Origin of the sequence: Pseudomonas sp. zfem002 (assembly GCF_032621685.1) — a bacterium.
GTDB classification, from domain to species: domain Bacteria; phylum Pseudomonadota; class Gammaproteobacteria; order Pseudomonadales; family Pseudomonadaceae; genus Aquipseudomonas; species Aquipseudomonas japonica.
On record NZ_JAVYJH010000021.1, the window covers coordinates 183,750 to 202,248 of the forward strand.

Annotated in this window: 14 protein-coding genes; 6 read left to right on the top strand and 8 right to left on the bottom strand. The window is 65.3% G+C overall.

The window, feature by feature from the left end:
* The first annotated feature begins 318 nt into the window (after nucleotides 1-318).
* Together RTI28_RS22315 and RTI28_RS22320 are read left to right on the top strand one after the other, a co-directional pair.
* Entirely contained in the window at nucleotides 319-612 is a 294-nt protein-coding gene (locus tag RTI28_RS22315; RefSeq protein WP_316922454.1) for a hypothetical protein, read from the top strand.
* 132 nt (nucleotides 613-744) lie between these two features.
* Nucleotides 745-1,140: a VOC family protein gene (locus tag RTI28_RS22320; RefSeq protein ID WP_316922455.1), complete on the top strand. Its 396-nt coding sequence runs from the start codon at nucleotides 745-747 to the stop codon at nucleotides 1,138-1,140.
* 38 nt (nucleotides 1,141-1,178) lie between these two features.
* Here RTI28_RS22320 and RTI28_RS22325 read toward each other — a convergent pair whose 3' ends face one another.
* Entirely contained in the window at nucleotides 1,179-2,141 is a 963-nt protein-coding gene (locus RTI28_RS22325; RefSeq protein WP_316922456.1) for a hypothetical protein, read from the bottom strand.
* Nucleotides 2,142-2,213: 72 nt separating this feature from the next.
* Nucleotides 2,214-3,272 (bottom strand): M91 family zinc metallopeptidase, encoded by a 1,059-nt coding sequence (locus RTI28_RS22330; protein WP_316922457.1) that lies wholly within the window; start codon nucleotides 3,270-3,272, stop codon nucleotides 2,214-2,216.
* 314 nt (nucleotides 3,273-3,586) lie between these two features.
* Between RTI28_RS22330 and RTI28_RS22335 the strand changes: the two genes are divergently transcribed.
* Nucleotides 3,587-6,004 carry a glucose/quinate/shikimate family membrane-bound PQQ-dependent dehydrogenase gene (locus RTI28_RS22335; protein WP_316922458.1) on the top strand — a complete coding sequence of 806 codons (2,418 nt, stop codon included), beginning with the start codon at nucleotides 3,587-3,589 and terminating at the stop codon, nucleotides 6,002-6,004.
* Nucleotides 6,005-6,058: 54 nt separating this feature from the next.
* The gene (locus RTI28_RS22340; protein ID WP_316922459.1) at nucleotides 6,059-7,327 is read left to right on the top strand and encodes a carbohydrate porin; all 1,269 of its coding nucleotides are present in this window, start codon (nucleotides 6,059-6,061) and stop codon (nucleotides 7,325-7,327) included.
* Nucleotides 7,328-7,807: 480 nt separating this feature from the next.
* Here the strand turns inward: RTI28_RS22340 and RTI28_RS22345 are convergent, their stop codons facing one another.
* The gene (locus RTI28_RS22345) at nucleotides 7,808-8,623 is read right to left on the bottom strand and encodes an AraC family transcriptional regulator (RefSeq protein ID WP_316922460.1); all 816 of its coding nucleotides are present in this window, start codon (nucleotides 8,621-8,623) and stop codon (nucleotides 7,808-7,810) included.
* A gap of 129 nt (nucleotides 8,624-8,752) precedes the next feature.
* Here RTI28_RS22345 and RTI28_RS22350 point away from each other — a divergent pair, with 129 nt between their 5' ends.
* Nucleotides 8,753-9,214 carry a YkgB family protein gene (locus tag RTI28_RS22350; RefSeq protein ID WP_316922461.1) on the top strand — a complete coding sequence of 154 codons (462 nt, stop codon included), beginning with the start codon at nucleotides 8,753-8,755 and terminating at the stop codon, nucleotides 9,212-9,214.
* Between the two features lie 376 nt (nucleotides 9,215-9,590).
* Nucleotides 9,591-11,171 carry an ABC transporter substrate-binding protein gene (locus RTI28_RS22355; RefSeq protein WP_316922462.1) on the top strand — a complete coding sequence of 527 codons (1,581 nt, stop codon included), beginning with the start codon at nucleotides 9,591-9,593 and terminating at the stop codon, nucleotides 11,169-11,171.
* A 957-nt stretch (nucleotides 11,172-12,128) separates the two neighbouring features.
* Here the strand turns inward: RTI28_RS22355 and RTI28_RS22360 are convergent.
* From RTI28_RS22360 to dmpG, 5 genes are all read right to left on the bottom strand, one after another.
* Entirely contained in the window at nucleotides 12,129-14,372 is a 2,244-nt protein-coding gene (locus RTI28_RS22360) for a TonB-dependent receptor (RefSeq protein ID WP_316922463.1), read from the bottom strand.
* 194 nt (nucleotides 14,373-14,566) lie between these two features.
* Nucleotides 14,567-15,466 (bottom strand): transporter, encoded by a 900-nt coding sequence (locus RTI28_RS22365; RefSeq protein WP_316922464.1) that lies wholly within the window; start codon nucleotides 15,464-15,466, stop codon nucleotides 14,567-14,569.
* A 100-nt stretch (nucleotides 15,467-15,566) separates the two neighbouring features.
* Nucleotides 15,567-16,583 (bottom strand): zinc-binding dehydrogenase, encoded by a 1,017-nt coding sequence (locus RTI28_RS22370; protein ID WP_316922465.1) that lies wholly within the window; start codon nucleotides 16,581-16,583, stop codon nucleotides 15,567-15,569.
* Between the two features lie 68 nt (nucleotides 16,584-16,651).
* On the bottom strand, nucleotides 16,652-17,392 hold the full coding sequence (locus RTI28_RS22375; RefSeq protein WP_316922466.1) for an SDR family NAD(P)-dependent oxidoreductase: 741 nt from the start codon (nucleotides 17,390-17,392) through the stop codon (nucleotides 16,652-16,654).
* Between the two features lie 90 nt (nucleotides 17,393-17,482).
* The coding region (gene dmpG, locus RTI28_RS22380) for a 4-hydroxy-2-oxovalerate aldolase (RefSeq protein WP_316922467.1) at nucleotides 17,483-18,499 on the bottom strand (1,017 nt) is incomplete at its 5' end.

An 18,499-nucleotide genomic window follows, 5' to 3' on the forward strand; every position in this document is an offset into this window, starting at 1 on the left:
CCGACTTTCATGTAGTCCATTTCCCAAGCATACTTTTCCGCCTTTTCAGCCGTTGCGCTCCTGGAAATGGGCACCTAGTCTTCGCCGGTCGCCGTGGTTTGGCGGCAGGGTTTGGTAGCCCTACATCTTCTCCAGAGCGCAAGCGTCCATTGCCTTCAGCCGACTCGTGCGGTTGTTCAGCGTCATGGTGGCTGTGCGCGGGGCGCCTTCGTGCGCGCCGGGTTGCCTGGAGACCGGTCTACCAACCCACGTACAGCCGCCACCTTTCGTTTGGTAGCGACAAGGTGTCGGTTCCTCATTTCTCCAGCGAGGTACACGATGAAAAAGATCGTTCCGGATCCACCACCCGCCCCAAGCCTCACTACAGCCCACACGCATTTCGGCACCTGCCAGGGCACCCACCCACCGCTCTTCACCGTCTGCGCCGACGCCGGCCTGGAAGATGTCCTCGTGCACCTCGCCCTGTCACTGGCTTCGGCCTACGAAACCAATGCCCAGGTCTGCGAGTCGGCGGACAGATCGCTGCAAGGCCTGGCCTGGGCCACCCAGCATTCGCTGGAGATCTGCCAGGCCTTGACCGAGGCGTTGTTGCGCAGCAAGCAAGCGAGCTGAGCAGCGTCATACCGGGCCGCGCAGGCGGCCCCACGACATCCGCATCACGGTGTTGGCGCATGAATGGGTGCCAGCATGACGTGCAAAAGATAGAGTTGAATCCCGTGATGTCCTCGCCAATCGGAGCACCTGATGTTCAGCCATGTCACTGTCGGCACCAACGATCTCGCACGCACCACAGACTTCTACAAGCGCGTGCTGGCACCGCTGGGCATCCACCTGCGCGCGTTCAAGCACAACCCGGAGCGCGCGTTGTTCACTCGGGACATGGATGCATCAGGCACGGCATTTTGCGTCTACAGCCCGTTGAACGGAGAACCCGCGACCCCGGGCAACGGCTCGATGGTCGCCTTCGAAGCCGCTACGCGGGCCCAGGTCGATGCGTTCCATGCACTCGCCATGGCCGCCGGGGCAACGGACGAAGGAGCGCCAGGATTACGCCTTCAATACTCGCCAGACTATTACGGTGCTTACATCAGGGACCCTGATGGCAACAAGATATGTTGTGTCTGTCACGTTGCTGAGTGATCTGCTCGGGACGCCTTCGTACGCGCCGGATACCTGGGCTAATCAGCAAAATAGTTTCCCGATATAGCCACTGTATTATCGAGAACACTTTTGCAGGCCGCCTCGACCGAATCAAAGAATTCGCTCGGCGCAATACAGGTTACCGTCACCAGGCCGAAGGTTTCGGCAGGCGCGCCATAGTAGGAGGTCTGCTGGAAGAAATGCAGCGCTTCCACCCTGCGCCCATCCTCGATGTAATCCACCACCCACGCGCGCTCCGTCGTCTTTCTGTCAGGAGGGTCCTCACTGTCGGAGTACACCGGAATGTCTACCTGACGTTCAGATAACCAGGAAAAGCCGGGGTTATCTTCATGCATCGACTGTATATAGCTCTTGATGTATTTCAGGTGCTCCATATTGGTCAGGGTTTCCGGATCCCGAGGCTCATCTTTCGGCAATGTAATACCTGCCCCATTTTCAACACCCTCGCGGAAAGCCGAGTTCACGGATATTTCAACCTCCAGTCCGGCTTTGTCCTCTTTCGAATTCAACGGAGGCAGCAGGCGCGGCACACCGGTTCCAGCCTCTTTTTCGGCCCATGTGCCCGGGTAGGAGATGGCGACCCCCGGAAACACGTCCTGCGGCTCCGAGACATAGCGTTTATTCGGGATTTGTGCCGCAGCGGGCTGGCACAATTCGGAACGTCCCACTTCGACCATCTTCATTCGACACTGCCTGACACTCTTCAACTCCTGAGGGAGATCGTTGCGCAGTACGTTCTTGTAAGCGTCAGTAATGTGCTTTCCTTCGGTACCGGCTTTCGCATTGCCCAATACCTTGCGAATCATGCCGGAAAGCTCCGCCTCCAACTCGCCGCTGATTACGGTCGTGGAGCTATCTCCATCCGTCTTGATTTCACCGCAGATCTTCTCGGCAAATGATGAAACCTCGTCAAGACAACTTGCCATGGCGGTAGAGGTCACAGCGTTGACAAGCATCAGCGCAGCAAGGATAGATCGCATCCGTATCTCCAAATCGTCAGATAAAGAACTGCCCGGATTCGAGGAACAGGCATTTCCCTATCCGCTTGCTCCTCATAGATATTTGATCCTCTTCGGCATCGCCTTGCGACTCTGCTTCTCCCCCCGCGGCATCAACGGCACCGCATGGGAATACCAATGCCGGCGAATGCCGTTTTCCGAAATCGCCGCTTCGTCCCAGGGCCCGAGCCCCACGCAGAGGAATTCGAACAACACCGTGGTCGGATGCCCGAAATCGCGCCCGAGCTGTTCGCCCCGCCCGCTGTAGTAGGCATGCACCAGTTCATGCGCCAGACCGATCGCCGCCGGCCGGCTGAGGTTGAGGGGGTTGCTGGGATACGGGTTCCAGCCGATGTCCGAGGCGCTGCCGTTGCCGGACGGCGAGACATGCCGCAACGCCGCCAGGGTCGCCACCAGCGCATGGTTCCTGGCCCGCTGGCTCAGGCGCCCCGGCAAGGGCTGACCGGCGATCCAGGCGGCGACCTCGTGGACGGTGATGCCGATGTCGTAGCCGCGCCCGTCCAGGGAACGGGCCACGGTCTGGTCATTGAAATAGCCTTCGTTGGAACTGCTCCAGCGCGCATAGCGCGGGTCGCCGAGCAAGGTCCACTGGTTGGCGTACTGACGCGCCTTCTCCAGGCCGGCCCAGAAACCGGTGCCACTGCCGGGCACGGCATCCAGCAACAGTTCCTGGGCGCTGTTGATCACATGGGCCAGCCAGCGCGGCTGGGCATGGGCCGGGATGGTCAGGCGGTTGAGCGCGGCCTGGGTGACACCGCCGATCAGGCTGTTGGGAATCAGTTCCTCGGCAACCAGGTTCAAGGCGCCATCGGCAGCCTTGACGCTGTTGCCCAGCAAGGCCGGGACGATGGAGGCCGCGCTGGCCGCGGACAGTTGCTGGAGGATCTGCCGTCCGGCCGGGGTCGCGTGGATATAGCGCAAGGCATCGTTGACCAGACCGCGAAAGGTCGCAGGAAAGTCCAGGAACACCGCGCGCCCGGTCTGCGGATCGGTGCCGGTGTAGGCATCGTCCGCGGTCACCACCGCGATCCCCGGCCCGCCCGCATGCCAGGCCTGGTCGGTTTCACGCCAGTATTCGATGGTCTGAGTCATGTCGGCGTCCTTGCAAGGAGAAGAGCGTGAAACCGCGCGCCTGGCGACAGGCTGGCCAAATGGCATCCCGCGCGAGCGGTTGACGAAGGTGTAGACCGTCGCGGGGTATCGGTCAAATGCCGCGAAAAACCATCACCTGCGCAAGCACGCCAGCACTGCCCGGGCCGCCTGCGCAGGGCCCGTGGCGCAACGCTGACAGGCCTGTCCGTCACGTCCCGGGGCCTGCACTTATCTGAGCAGAAAATTGTGAACCATCTAGTTAATTAGCAAGCTAAGCGTATAATGCCCCCCATTCAAACAGCGAGATACATGGCATGAAGCAGCAAACTCGGGCCTGCGGCCTCAGTACATTCATCCTGGTCGGGCTGGGGGTGGTCATCGCCCTGCTCGGCCTGGCCCTGGCCGCGGGCGGTGTACGCCTGACCAGCCTGGGCGGCAGTTGGTACTTCCTGATCGGCGGCCTGGTCATGGCCGTGGCCGGCCTCCTCATCGCCCTGCGCAAGCCCGCGGGCGCCTGGGTCTACGCGGCGTTCCTGGTCGGTACGGCGATCTGGGCCCTGGTCGATGTCGGCCTGGGCTTCTGGCCGCTGTTCTCGCGGCTGTTCATGTTCAGCGCGGTGGGCCTGGCCGTGGCCCTGACCTGGCCGCTGCTGGCCCGCGCCGCCGGAGGCACGCCGGGGCGCGGCGCCTATGGCCTGTCCGCGCTGCTGGCCGTGGCGCTGGCGATCGCCGTGGGCAACATGTTCGTCGTCCACCCGAGCGTGCCGGCCAGCGGCAAGGGCCCGGGCCTGACCCCAGTGGACCCGGCCAACGCGCAGAAGGACTGGGCCCACTACGGCAATACCGAAGGCGGCAGCCGCTTCGCCGCGCTCGACCAGATCAACCGCGACACGGTAAACACGCTGCAGGTGGCCTGGACCTACCGCACCGGCGACATCGCCGTGAGCGACGGCAACGGCGCGGAAGACCAACTGACCCCGTTGCAGATCGGCAACAAGGTATTCATCTGCACCCCACACAACAACCTCATCGCCCTGGACGCCGACAGCGGCAAGCAGCTGTGGAAGAACCAGATCAACGCCCAGTCCAAGGTCTGGCAGCGTTGCCGCGGCATGGCCTATTTCGACGCGACCCAGCCGCTGGCCCAGCCGAGCCAGCCGAACAGCTCGCCGATCATCGCCGCCAGCGTGCCGGCCGGTGCCAACTGCCAGCGGCGCCTGCTGACCAACACCATCGACGCCCGCCTGATCGCGGTGGACGCCGATACCGGCGAGTTCTGCCAGGGCTTCGGCAACAATGGCCAGGTCGATCTCAAGGCTGGCCTGGGTGATGTCCCGGACTCCTATTACCAGTTGTCCTCTGCCCCGCTGATGGCCGGCACCACCGTGGTGGTCGGCGGCCGGGTCGCCGACAACGTGCAGACCGACATGCCCGGCGGCGTGATCCGCGGCTTCGACGTCATCACCGGCGCCATGCGCTGGGCCTTCGACCCGGGCAACCCGCAGGACAGGCAGGTCCCGGCCGAGGGCGCCAGCTACGTGCGCAGCACGCCGAACAGCTGGGCACCGATGTCCTACGACGCGGCGATGAACACCGTGTTCCTGCCGATGGGCAGTTCGTCCACCGATCTCTACGGCGCCGAGCGCACCGCGCTGAACCACCGCTATGGCGCCTCGATCCTCGCCGTCGACGCCAGCACCGGTGCCGAGAAGTGGGTCTACCAGACCGTGCACAACGACCTCTGGGACTTCGACCTGCCGATGCAGCCGAGCCTGATCGACTTCACCAAGGATGACGGCAGCAGCGTGCCGGCGCTGGTGATCGGCACCAAGGCCGGGCAGATCTTCGTCCTCGACCGCGCCACCGGCCAGCCGCTGACCAGGGTCGAGGAAGTCCCGGTCAAGGCCGCCGGCATCCCCAACGAGCAGTACGCGCCGACCCAACCCAGATCCGTGGGCATGCCGCAGATCGGCGCGCAGACCCTGAGCGAGTCGGACATGTGGGGCGCCACCCCGTATGACCAACTGCTGTGCCGCATCGACTTCAAGAAGATGCGCTACGACGGCCTCTACACCGCGCCAGGCAACGACCTGTCGCTGAGCTTCCCCGGCTCCCTCGGCGGGATGAACTGGGGCAGCCTGTCCACCGACCCGGTGCATGGCTTCATCTTCGTCAACGACATGCGCCTGGGCCTGTGGATCCAGATGATCCCGTCGGCCAACCAGGGCAAGGCCGCCGGTGGTGGCGAGGCGCTGAACACCGGCATGGGCGCGGTGCCGCTGAAAGGCACGCCGTATGCGGTGAACAAGAACCGCTTCCTCTCGGTCGCCGGCATTCCGTGCCAGGCCCCGCCCTACGGCACCCTGACCGCCATCGACATGAAGACCCGGCAGATCGCCTGGCAGGTGCCGGTGGGTACCGTGGAAGACACCGGCCCGCTGGGCATCCGCATGCACCTGCCGATCCCGATCGGCCTGCCGACCCTCGGCGGCACCCTGTCGACCCAGGGCGGCCTGGTGTTCATTGCCGGCACCCAGGACTTCTACCTGCGCGCCTTCGACAGCGGCAACGGCGAGGAAATCTGGAAAGCCCGCCTGCCGGTGGGCAGCCAGGGCGGCCCGATGACCTACGTGTCGCCGAAGACCGGCAAGCAGTACATCGTGATCAGCGCCGGCGGTGCACGCCAGTCGACGGATCGCGGTGACTATGTGATCGCCTACGCCCTGCCTTGACCTCCCCAGCGCCCGCCTTCGCGGCGGGCGCTCGCTTTTCCCGGAATGACCTGAATGCCTGCTTTCCCGCGTTACCTTCCGGCAGTGCTGCTCGGCACCTGCCTGCTGCCTGCTTTTGCCCGCGCCAATGCCTTCGACGACTCGACCCTGACTGGCGACTGGGGCGGCCTGCGCCACCAGCTCGACGCCGACGGCATCCGCTTCAGCGGCGACTACAGCGGCGAGACCGTGTACAACGCCCACGGCGGCCTCAAGCGCTCGGCGCGTTACTCGCAGAACCTCAAGCTCGGCGTGCGCTTGGACCTGGAGAAACTGCTCCAGCGCGAAAATGCCGGCGTGGTCCAACTGACGATCAACGACCGCCGCGGCAACGACGGCTCCGCCGACCTGGTGGGCAACCGCCTGCCGCTGCAGGAAAACTACGGCGGCCTCTATACCCGCCTCACCGAACTCAGCTACCAACGCACGCTGTTCACCCCCGCGCTGGACGTCAAGCTCGGCTACATGGCCATGGGCAACGACCTCGGCGGCCTCGACAGCGGCATCCTGTGCAACTTCATGAACGCCGGCTTCTGCGGGCATCCGCTGAACATGTCCGGCGGCAGCGGCTGGACCAACTACCCCAATGCGCGCCTTGGCGTGCGCCTGAAATACAGCTTCGACCCGGCCTGGCAACTGCGCGTGGCGGCCTTTGCCGTCGATCCGCAGAGCAACGGCAATTCCAGCCGCGCCTGGCATGTCGCGCCCAAACACAAGACCGGCACCGTGGTCCCGGTGGAACTGGTCTACCGCAAGCTCGACGGCCTGCCGGGCGAATACAAGGTCGGCTGGTACTACGACAGCTCGAATGCCCAGCGCATCGGCAGCGACGACGAGGTCGCCGGCCGTGGCGGTCATTACCTGCTGCTGGACCAGGCTGTGTGGCAGGCCAGCGATCTGCCGGGGCAGCGCCTGCATGTGTTCGGCCAGGCTGCGGCGGCCAGTTCGGCGGCGTCGCCGTTCAGCAAGTGGTACAGCGCCGGGGTGGTGCTCAAACAGCCGTTCGCCAGCCGCCCGGCCGACACCGTCGCGCTAGGCTTCGGCCGTGCCGTGCCCAACCCGCGCAGCCGCGAAGTCCAGGAAAATACCGCGCTGGCCAATGGCGAGGACTTCCCCGGCCTGGGCAACGCCGAGCGCCTGGTCGAGCTGAGCTATGGCTACCAGGCCACGCCATGGCTGGTGTTGCGGCCGGATGTGCAATACGTCATGGAACCCGGCGCCTTCTCCGGCAGCGATATCGACAATGCCCTGGTTCTCGGGCTGCAGGTCAAGGTGGTGCTCTGAAGGCGCTGCGCGGTCCTGGTGGGCGCGGGCGCCATGGGGCTCAGGCCGCCAGGTGCTTGCCTTGAGTCTTGCAGCGCTCTGAAGATCGAGCGCCGCCCGCACGGCGCATCGCGGATGAATCCGCTCCCACATTTGTTGCAACGTGCCTATGCCTGACAGGCCATGGTTGACCGCCTTTTGTGGTCGACTCGATATCGAGTCGAACCCAGCCTCCCCGCGATACATCGCCGAAAAAACAAAGGCTGACAACTCAAATCCAACAGGCCATGGCACGTTGCAACAAATGTGGGAGCGGATTCATCCGCGATGCGCCGCGCGGGCGGCGCTCGATCTGGAGAGCGCTGCAAGACTCAAGACAGGCACCTCGCGGCCTCGATGCGATTCCCCGCCAGACCATCAAATTTGCATAAATACCCCTGCCTGTCGCTGACAAACCACAGCCCCCCAGTGGCATCGAAGTTTGCACTGGACGCCACGCAATCACTCCAGCCTGAGCCATTGCCTGGGACTCAGGCCAATCTTGCGCCGGAACGCCCTGGCCAGCGCCGAGGCACTCTCGTAGCCAACCTCCTGGGCCACCACCGCGATCGGCGCGCCGGCGCGCAGCCGACCTTGCGCCAGGGTCACCCGCCAGGTGGCCAGGTAATCCGCAGGGGTATCCCCGACCACGCGGCGAAAGTGCTCGGCGAAACTGGCCCGCGACATGGCCGCGAGCCCAGCCAGCTCGGCCACCGTCCAGGGCTCCCGGGGCCGCTCGTGCATCGCCGCCAGCGCACGGCACAGGCGGTTGTCGGCCAGCCCGGCAAGCACGCCCGGCGCCACCCGGCGCTCGGCCAGCAACTGGCGCAGCGCCTGGATCACCGCCAGCTCGAAAAGCCGGTTGAGCACCAGCTCGCGGGCGATACCCTGGCCCACCACTTCGTCGAACAGCCAGTCGATGCAGCCCGTGAGCTGCGGCAGTTCGCGCAACGGGCTGACGATATAGTCGGGCAACGCCTGGCGCAGCGGATTGGCCGCGCCACCATCGAACCTCAGGGTCGCGCAGACCAGCTCGGCGCGATCGGTTTCGCTGGCGATCAGACGATGGGCATTGGGGCGTACCACCAGCATCAGGCCGGGTTCTTCCAGGCGGTGCAGGCGCCCGCCGTGTTCCTGGAAGGTGATGCCGCCGCCGCGCAGCAGGTGGATATGCCCGCACGCGGGATCGGCGTAGTGGCTCGATCCGCAGAACCCGCCCTGGAAATAGGTCGCGGCATGCAGGTTGAACTGTTTGAGCAGCGTTGCCAGGTGATCCATGTTTCTCCTCATCGCTGGACGATCAGTCGCATTCCCGCGACGCCTGGAACCCAGGCTCCAGGAGCGGCTGCCTAGAATGCCCAGCCTCTCAGGCGAACACCATTTCACCTCTTGTCCAGGAGTTTCACCATGAACCGAATGCTCGATAGCCAGGCCGATATTGCGTTGCTGCGCTGGGCGCTGGTGCTGATCTTCGCCCTGTTCGGCTATGCCAAATGGTTCGACTACGAAGCGCAGGCGCTCATCCCGCTGCTCGACAACAGTCCATTGCTGTTCTGGATGCACGGGCTGTTCGGCATCCAAGGCGCCAGCTATGCCCTGGGCGTCGCCGAGTGGAGCATCGGCCTGGGCCTGGCCCTCGGGGCCTGGTGGCCGAGAATCGGCGCCGCCGCCGCCGCTGCCTCGGCGCTGACCTACCTGGTGACCCTGACGCTGGTGTTCTCCACGCCCGGGGCCTGGGAAGCGTCCGCCGGCGGCTTTCCGGCGATGGGGGGCGCCACCTCGTTCCTGATCAAGGACCTGGTCCTGCTGGCCGCATCGGTGACGCTGCTCAAGCATGCCTTGCGCGCAAACGCCGCACGATCGTTGTGAAGAACGTGTTCAACAAGGGCTATGACGAGGGAGCATTCAACACCTATGCCTATCCGGGCGCAGGCCGGAGTCGGATACACCTTCTGATTGCCGCATACCCTCTCCCCCGGGCATGAGCTGGCTTTGCCTGCGAACGACCGCAACGCGGTCCCGGTTCCCGATTCGAGGTCAGCCCAGCGGCCGCTGCGCGCCCGTTCGCGGGCATGCCACGCTCCTACCGGGTTTGTACGTCCTCTGCTGATCCGCTGCTGCCCGTGCAACACCCAACTGCCCGACATGCAGCACGTCCCCGAGCCAACCCCAGCATTTCCGGGCCCTCCCCCATCTGGCGTGAAACCTGCTCTGCCCCTGCAACGAATCGCACAGAGGCAACAGCATGAGCCAACACCCTCCCTTCACCCGCCGCCGCTTTCTCGGCAATGGCCTGGCCCTCGGTGGCCTGGCCCTGGGCGGCAGCCTGCTCGCCGGTTGCGACGATGAGCGCCAGTCCGCCAGCAGCGACGCCAGCGACAACGCCCCACGCTACGGCGGCCGCCTGCGCCTGGGCATTCTCGACGGCAACCAGGCCGGCAACCTCGATGCGCACAAGCCGATCGGCAGCGGCATCGTTCGCGGCTTCGCCCTGTACAGCAAACTCTGGGAGTGGGACGAGAACATGCTGCCGCGCCTGGCCCTGGCCGAAGAGGCCGAGGTCAGTCCGGATGGCAAGGTGTGGACCCTGCGCCTGCACAAGGACCTGGAATTCCATCACGGCAAGACCATCGACTCCGACGACCTGCAGTTCTCCATCCGCCGCCTGACCGATCCGCAACTGGCCTCGCCCTTCGCCGCGCTGCTGCACTGGATCGACCGCGACAACCTGGAGAAACTCGACAAGCGTACCCTGCGCGTGCGCTTCAAGGACGGCGCGGGCTTCGTGCCGCTGCCGGAGACCTGGGTCAATTTCGGCGGCATCGTGCCGGTGGACTATCACCCGGTGACCAACCCGGTGGGTGCCGGGCCGTACCGTTTCAAGAGCTTCGCCGCCGGCCAGCGCTCGCTGTTCACCCGCTTCGAGAACTACTACAAGAGCGGCCGGCCCTATGCCGACGAGCTGGAGATCATCGGTTTCAAGGACCAGACCTCACGCCTCGCCGCGCTCAAGGCCGGCCAGCTGGACATGGCCAACGCCCTGGCTGCCGAGCACCTGCGCCTGATCGAGAACGACCCGCGCCTGCAGGTGCTGACCTCGGTCACCGGCAACTGGCTGGGGTTCGACATGAACACGCAGAAAGCGCCGTTCGACGACCCGCGGGTGCGCCAGGCCTTTCGCCTGCTGGCCGATCGCGAGGACCTGGTGGCGCGGGTGCTCAACGGCCAGGGACGGCCGGCCAACGATCTGTATGCACCGAACGACCCGACCTTCGATCACGCGATCCCGCCGCGCCGCCAGGACCTGGAAAAGGCCAAGGCACTGCTGCGCGAAGCCGGCCAGGAAAACCTCAAGCTGGAGCTGGTGGCCGAACAGGAAGGCGTGGCGCTGTCCTCGGCCCTGGTGTTCGCCGAGCAGGCCCGGCGCGCCGGCGTGGACATCAATGTGCGCCAGGTGGACGCCGCGACCTTCAATGGTCCGCAGCACACCGAGTGGACCTTCAGCACCGGCGGCAGCATCGGCGCGCCCTTCCTCACCTGTGCGCTGCATGCCGATGCGCCGGTGTCGGTGGCGAACAAGACCCACTTCGACGACCCGCGCTTTACCGAGCTGTTCCGGCAGGCGCTGGCCGAGCCGGATGTGGAGAAACGCAAGCCGCTGGTGCACGAGGCGCAGCGGATCCAGTACGAACGCGGCGGGATGCTGGTGTGGGGCTATGCCAACCTGGTGGACGGCTTCGCCCGGCGGGTGGGTGGCGCGGCGGCGGAGAAGACCCTGTTCCCGACCTGGCGCTTCGATCAGTTGTGGTTGCGGGACAAGGGCTGATCGGCTGCAACGCTATCAAGGATCTGCGCAGTACCTGTGGGAGCGGATTCATCCGCGATGGCGGACCACGCGATCGACGGCGAAGCCGTCGTAGAACCTGAGTCCCGAATCTCCCTGACACACCGTGCACTCAGGTTTTACGGCCGCTTTGCGGCCGATCGCGGATGAATCCGCTTGTGTCTTGAACCAGAGGTACGGTGATCAGATGCTTTGTGTTGAGCGCTGCGGGTACGGGTGCGGGATATCGTGTGATGATCCATTTGCCAAGGCGACGCTGAATCACCTTTTCGCTTTTACAGCGACCCACTTTTGAAAAGCGCAAAAGTGGGCAAAACGCTCTTGCTCCTGCATCCGGCCCTCCGCTTCGCTCCGGGTTCCTTCCCTCCGCACTGACTCCGGGGGCCGCGCCATACGGGCTCCTGCCCGATGGCGCTTTCCGGGCCATCCATGGCCCTCCACCCCCTACATCAGCGCTCCACTCAGCCTCCTGATGTCGCCGGTAGATCAAGATCAAGAGCCAGAGCAAAAGCCAGAGCAAAAGCAAAACCCAGAACGTAGCCGTCACCCTCCTGAGAGCACCCTCGCCCGGCAAGAGCGCAGCGAATTGTGCTTTTGATCTTGATCTACGTGCGACATCAGGAGGCCGAGTGGAGCGCTGATGTAGGGGGTGGAGGGCCATGGATGGCCCGGAAAGCGCCATCGGGCAGGAGCCCGTATGGCGCGGCCCCCGGAATCAGTGCGGAGGGAGGGAACCCGCAGCGCAGCGGAGGGCCGGATGCAGGAGCGAAAGCGTTTTGCCCACTTTTGCGCTTTTCAAAAGTGGGTCGCCGTAAGGGCGAAAAGGTGACTCAAGGTCGCCTTGGCCAATGGATATGCACACAAACCTCAGCACCAGCCCCAAGCCCCAAGCCCCAAGACAGTTGCTCCCACAGGTCCAACGTCACAATAAATCCCGGATCAGAAATGGCTGGTCAGCGACACCCCATACGTCCGCCGATCCCCCCGCGCATCCCAGGCGACATCGAACGGCAGCGGCACGCTGTCGGTCTTGTAGCGCTTGTCGGTGAGGTTGTTCACGTAGGCACTGACATCCAGGTCCTGACGCCCGCCGAAATGGTAGGTCAGGCTGGCATTGCCCAGGGTGTAGCCGCCCTGCGACACGCTGTGATCCTCCTGCGCGGTCGGCAGGAAGTAGATGCGGCTCTGGTAGCGCCAGCTGTTGTCCAGGGTCACGGCATCACCCCCTTGCAATGGAATCCGGTAGCTCGCCCCCACCGACAAGGTCCGCGACGGCGACCGGGCAATACGGTTGCCGGAATAGTCCGGCCCGCCCGGCGAGGAGAAGTCCTTCAGTTCGGTGTGCAGCAATCCCAGCGAACCCCGCAGTTGCAGGTTCTGCAACGGCAGCGCCTGCAGTTCGAACTCCGCCCCGCGAATCACCCCGGCGCCGCTGTTGGTCAGCAGCGAGATCACCTGGCCGTTGCTCACCGAGACGTTGTTCACCTGGATATCGGCATAGTCGTAGTAGAAGACGTTGGCGTTGGCCACCAGGCGCTCGTCGAACCACTCGCTCTTGATCCCCAGTTCATAGGCATCGACGTTCTCCGGCGCCACCACCGAGGTCTCGGCCTGCACCGTCGCCCCGCCGTTGAAGCCGCCGGAGCGGAAGCCCTTGGCATAGCGGAAATACACCCGGGCGTTGTCGTTGAGCTGGTACTCGGGGGTGAAATCGTAGGTCAGCTTGTTCCAGGTGCGCTTCTCGTCCTGGCTGGCGACCGTGGCCAGGGCACCGGTGTACTGCTTCCACCAACCCTCGACACTGCCGAAGGAGACATCGGCGGCATCCGCCGCGGCAGCCCGCTGCAGGTCGATGTCCTTGGTCTCGCGGGTCCAGCGCAGGCCGAGGGTCAGGCTCAGGTCATCCGTGGCCTGCCAGGTCGAACTGCCGAACAGCGCATAGCTGGTGGTGCTCTGCTCGAGGTCGGTACGGCCATAGCTGGCAACGCCGAACGGCGCGTTGTAGGCCGTGGGCAGGATGGCGCTGCTGTTGGCGCTGTCGAGGTTCTCGTGGAACAGGTGGGTGCCGACGATCCAGCTCAGCGGCTGGTTCTTCGCCGAGGACAGGCGCAGTTCCTGGGACACCTGGCGCCAGTGATCGTCGCCATAGGACCGGCCGAACTCGTAGATGCCCATGTTCGGCCCCTGGGCCTTTTCCTCGATATCGTCGAAGGCGGTGATCGAGTCCAGGGTCAGCTCGCCCAGGGCCCACTGCAGGTTCAACTGCACACCGTTGTGCTGGATACGGTCCTCGGCCTTGCCGGTGAACGCCGCCTCGTCGTCGTCCACAGCCGGCGCCGGGCCGAACAGCGTGGTCCCGCCGGGCCCGGCGCCCCAGGCGCGGGTGGCGATGCCCTGGCCCTTGTAGTCGCGGGAACGCAGCTGCAGGGTGGCGTCGAGGTCGTCGCTCAGGCGCGCGAGGAATTGCGCACGCACGGACTGGTCGTGAACATCGCCGACGGTGTGATCATCGACGATGTTCTTCAACTGGCCATCGCGGCTCTGGTCGACGAAGGCCACCCGCGCGGCCAGGCGATCATCCACCAGCGTACCGCCGTAGGCACCTTCGTACTGGCGCGCGTCGTAATTGCCGGCATCGACCTTGAAGTAGCCGTTGCCCTCCTCGAACTGCGGCTTGCGCGAGACGAAGTTGATCGCCCCGCCGGTGGTGTTCTTGCCCCACAGGGTGCCCTGCGGGCCGCGGAGGATCTCCACCCGCTCCAGGTCGTAGAGCGGACCGCCGGTGGCGATGTGCGGGCTGATATAGGTGTCGTCGAAGTAGATGCCTACCGGGTAGACCGTGGTCGAGGCCATGTCCCCCGAGCCCATGCCGCGGATGTACCAGCGCGGGCGCTGGTTGCCGGCGAACTCCGGGGCGATGGCGTTGGGCACGTCGCGCAGGGCCTTGCCGGCGGTGAAGCCGCCGCCTGTGTCGAGAATGGCCTTGCCGGACACGGCAGAGACGGCGGCGGCGACATCCTGCAGCGACTCCTCGCGCTTCTGCGCGGTGACGGTCACGGTGGGCAGGGCGTCCGGTCTTTTCCCGGGGGTGTCTTCAGGCTCGGCGGCGTGCAGGACTTGGGTGGGCAGCAAGGCGGCGGCGATCAGCAGGGCCAGGCGATGGCGGCGAAACGGCAGGGTCATGGGCAGCTCTCTTCTTACGGATGAGTGCACCATGGCAATGCCCGTGCCAAGGGCTGCAGGCCTTGTGGGGCAAGGCCTGCAGAAGTACTGATGAATTGACTGTTGCATCAGGAACACTGCGCCAGCATCGGGTTGTTGCATGAGCCGCAACCCAGTCTGTGGGAGCGATCACGCGCGCTCCCACAGACTGGGGCTCAGAACGCCTTGACGATGGTCAAGCGCAACAACGACCCCTGCGCAGCGGCATCGGTCCCCGCGGTCGCTTCGATCTCCTTGTAGGCGGCGGCCTTGAGAAGCACGCCCGTGCCAGGCAGCGCATAGTCCACCTGCAAGCCGACTGCATGGCGCGATGCACGATCATCGCTCGCCCCGCGCCCGCGGTCGTCCGACACCTGCCACTGGCTGTAGCCGACCACCCCGGCCTGCACCGCGCCCAGCCGCTTGCCCACGCCCCATTCGAAGGTCAGCCCGTTGCCGGGCCGGAAGCCGTCATCGTTCTCGCCATTGCGCTCGAAGCGCAACAGGCCCGAGGCGCTGACGGTCTTCGCGGTGTCGAAATACCAGGTCAGGCCACCGGTGAACATCGCGGTCTTGAAGCCCTTGCCCGGCGACGCCGGCTCGTCGTTGCTGGCGTTGTCGAACCACATCCCGGCGGTGGCCACCGCATCCCAGCGCTGCCCATGCCAGGCCAGCGCGGGGCCGGCGTAGATATCGCCGATGCCGGTGCGCGTGTCGGAAATCCCGGCGGCGTCCAGGTCGAGCGAGGTGCGAGCCACCGGCACCATCGCCTCCACGGCGAAGTCCGCGCCCAGCACCTTGTGCTCGGTAATCCAGATCAGCCGGTTGGCCACCGCGCTCACCCGGCCACGGTTGTGCCCCGGCAGATCGTGGTCGCCACCCGGGGCATTGAAGCGCTCGATGTCGTAGTCGATCAGGTAGGCCAGGTAATACAGCCCTGGTGGCGGCGCGCTGGCGGCCTGCAAGCCCTCGACACCCGGCGTGTAGTGGCCACCGGCAGTCGCACTCAAAGGCAACATCGCGGCGGCCAGGGTGCTGGCGATGGCGATGGTCCGGACTTGTTTCTTGTTGTTCATTATCAAATCCTGTCTTTCAATGGGCAGCCCGAAACCATGGCGGGCAGTGCTGCCCACCAGGTCGGTTACCGAGAAGGTGTAGGTGTTTGTGATCCGGCGACTACGGTCGCATCACGACTTTCCCCGCCTGTCCTGAAGTCACCAGTCCAAGCGCCTGCCGAGCCTCGTGCAGGCCACAGCGATGGGTGATGAGCGCCTCGAAGGGGAACGCCTGGTGGTGCAGCGACACGATCTTCATCGCATCGTGATAGTGACGCCCCTGGGCGTACTGGGTGCCGATCAGCCGCAGGTTGCGCTGGACGATCAGCGAAGGGTCGAACGGCTGCTCGCCCTGGCTCGCCCACAAGCCGATCAACAGGTATGCCGCATTCCTGGCGCACAACCCCAGCCCCTCGGGGAACGCCGAGCGGTGCCCACTGGCCTCAATGACCAGGTCGGCCCCACGCCCCCCGCTGACTGCGCGAACGCGCTCCAGGCGCTCGTCCAGCGAAGTGCTGGCCAGGTCCAGCACGCCGGTCGCGCCGAACTGCTCAGCCAACCTCAGGCGCAAGGGCGAGGCGTCTATCGCGGTCACCGTGGCAGCCCCCGAGAGCTTGGCCAGCATGACCGCCGCCAGGCCGATCGGCCCGCAGCCTTGAACCACGACGTGGCTCAGCGGCTTGATCCCGCCCGCGCGTTCGACACCTTGCAAGACCGCCGGCAAGGCACAGCCGAAGGCGATCACGGCCTCGCTCGTCGTGCCGTCGGGAATACGGAAGAAGGCCGCCCCCTCGGGCAGGGTCACGAAGTCGGCGTAGCTACCCCAGGTAGGCTTGTCCACGGGACCGAACCAGGTCGCCTGGGTGCAGGACGAGAAATCCTTCTCTATCGTGCAATACCAGCACTTGTGGCACGGCGCGATGGGGCACCAGTAGATGCGATCGCCGGCGGTCACGGCGACGCCGGCGTAGTCATGGACCACGCCCTCGCCCAGTTCCTCGATCACCCCGACACCTTCATGGCCCAGCACAATGGCATGAGGTAGATCGAACTCGCCCCTGGTCATGTGCACATCGCTGCCACACACGCCACCATACTCCACCCGTGCCACCACGGCGCCTGCAGAGGGCGAAGGCACGCAAAGCTCACGCAAGACCAACGACTCAGGGCGCTCCAGCACCACGGCTCTACCTTTGCGGATCGTGTTCATAGCTTCCACATCCCCCCATCCACCACCAGGGTCTGTCCGGTAACGAAACCGGCATCCTCGGAGGCCAGGAACAGGATGGGCCCGACGATATCGTCCGGCTCGGCGAAGCGGCGGATCGCTTGCTGGTTCCACACCGAGGCGGTGATCTCGTCCGGCACGCCACGGGTACCGGGGGTGCGGGTGATCGCCGGGGCCACGGCATTGACGGTGATGCCCTTGTCCCCCAGTTCGTTGGCCAGGCCACGGGTCAGGCCGATCACGCCCATCTTGCTCGCCATGTAGTGGCTCAGGCCCTTGAGGTTGGTGCCGATGGAGTCGGAGGCGATATTGACGATGCGCCCCCAGCCGCCCTGCTGCATCAGTGGCACGAAGGTCTGCGCGCCGAGGAACGGCCCCTCCAGGTTCACCGCCAGCACCCGGCGGACGATGTCGTGGGTCAGGTCTTCGAGCACCGCGAACGGATAGATGCCGGCGTTGTTGACCAGGATATCGGCACGCCCGAAGGTGGCGCTGACCGCATCACGCGCCTTGTGCCAGTCGGCCTCGAGCGCCACGTTGCAGACCAGGCTGAGCACCTTGACGCCTTCGTTCTCGACCTCGGCACGGGTCTGCGCGCAGTCGTCCAGGTCCAACAGCACCAGGTCGGCGCCCCGCCGGGCAAAGCTGACGGCCAGGGTGCGACCAATGCCTTGCGAGGCACCGGTGATGATCGCCACGCGACCGGAATGGGTTTTCATGGGTTGTCTCCTGCACAGCTATTTACTGTTGTTTGAGGTCATTTCCGGGGACTGCCGTACAGTCCTTCGCAACGGCGGCCCCCGCGTGGATCAGCCCTGCCGGGCCAGCAGGTCCAGCGCCACATCGACGATCATGTCTTCCTGCCCACCGACCATGCGCCGCTTGCCCAGCTCGACGAGGATGTCCACTGTCTTCAGGTCATAACGCTTCGCAGCGATTTCCGCGTGGCGCAGGAAGCTCGAATAGACACCCGCATAACCCAGCGCCAGCGATTCGCGATCCACCCGCACCGGGCGGTCCTGCAGCGGTCGGACGATATCGTCGGCGGCGTCCATCAGGGTGTAGAGGTCGGTGCCGTGGTTCCAGCCCAGGCGCTCGGCGGCAGCAATGAACACTTCCAGCGGCGCATTGCCCGCCCCCGCGCCCATCCCGGCGAGGCTGGCGTCGATGCGGTCGCAGCCCTCCTCCACCGCGGCGATGGAGTTGGCCACGCCCAGGCTCAGGTTGTGGTGCGCGTGCATGCCGGTCTGGGTCGCGGGATCGAGCACCGCCTTGAACGCGCGCATGCGCTCGCGGATGTCCTGCATGTTCATCGCACCACCGGAGTCGGCCATGTAGATGCACTGCGCACCGTAGCTCTCCATCAATTTGCCCTGCGCCGCCAGCTGCTCGGCCGGGATCATGTGGCTCATCATCAGGAAGCCGACGGTGTCCATGCCCAGCTCGCGGGCGTATTCGATGTGCTGTTTCGACACGTCCGCTTCGGTGCAGTGGGTGGCGACGCGGACCACCCGGGCGCCGGCGTCATAGGCGGCCTTCAGATCGTGCACCGTGCCGATGCCGGGCAGCAGCAGCGTGGCGATCTTCGCGTGGCTGACCACGTCCGCCACCGCCTCGATGTACTCCAGGTCGGTGTGGCGGCCGAAGCCGTAGTTGAAGCTGGAACCCTGCAGGCCGTMGYYGAAGCTGGAACCCTGCAGGCCGTCGCCGTGGGCCACTTCGATGGAGTCGACTTTCGCCGCATCCAGCGCCCGGGCGATGTCGCGGGCATTGTCCAGGGTGTACTGGTGGCGCACGGCATGGCTGCCGTCGCGCAGGGTGACGTC

Bases quoted from the DNA above. Each gene is read 5' to 3' on its own strand.
- RTI28_RS22315 (WP_316922454.1), top strand. From the start codon at position 319: ATGAAAAAGATCGTTCCGGATCCACCACCCGCCCCAAGCCTCACTACA.
- RTI28_RS22320 (WP_316922455.1), top strand. From the start codon at position 745: ATGTTCAGCCATGTCACTGTCGGCACCAACGATCTCGCACGCACCACA.
- RTI28_RS22325 (WP_316922456.1), bottom strand. From the start codon at position 2,141: ATGCGATCTATCCTTGCTGCGCTGATGCTTGTCAACGCTGTGACCTCT.
- RTI28_RS22330 (WP_316922457.1), bottom strand. From the start codon at position 3,272: ATGACTCAGACCATCGAATACTGGCGTGAAACCGACCAGGCCTGGCAT.
- RTI28_RS22335 (WP_316922458.1), top strand. From the start codon at position 3,587: ATGAAGCAGCAAACTCGGGCCTGCGGCCTCAGTACATTCATCCTGGTC.
- RTI28_RS22340 (WP_316922459.1), top strand. From the start codon at position 6,059: ATGCCTGCTTTCCCGCGTTACCTTCCGGCAGTGCTGCTCGGCACCTGC.
- RTI28_RS22345 (WP_316922460.1), bottom strand. From the start codon at position 8,623: ATGGATCACCTGGCAACGCTGCTCAAACAGTTCAACCTGCATGCCGCG.
- RTI28_RS22350 (WP_316922461.1), top strand. From the start codon at position 8,753: ATGAACCGAATGCTCGATAGCCAGGCCGATATTGCGTTGCTGCGCTGG.
- RTI28_RS22355 (WP_316922462.1), top strand. From the start codon at position 9,591: ATGAGCCAACACCCTCCCTTCACCCGCCGCCGCTTTCTCGGCAATGGC.
- RTI28_RS22360 (WP_316922463.1), bottom strand. From the start codon at position 14,372: ATGACCCTGCCGTTTCGCCGCCATCGCCTGGCCCTGCTGATCGCCGCC.
- RTI28_RS22365 (WP_316922464.1), bottom strand. From the start codon at position 15,466: ATGAACAACAAGAAACAAGTCCGGACCATCGCCATCGCCAGCACCCTG.
- RTI28_RS22375 (WP_316922466.1), bottom strand. From the start codon at position 17,392: ATGAAAACCCATTCCGGTCGCGTGGCGATCATCACCGGTGCCTCGCAA.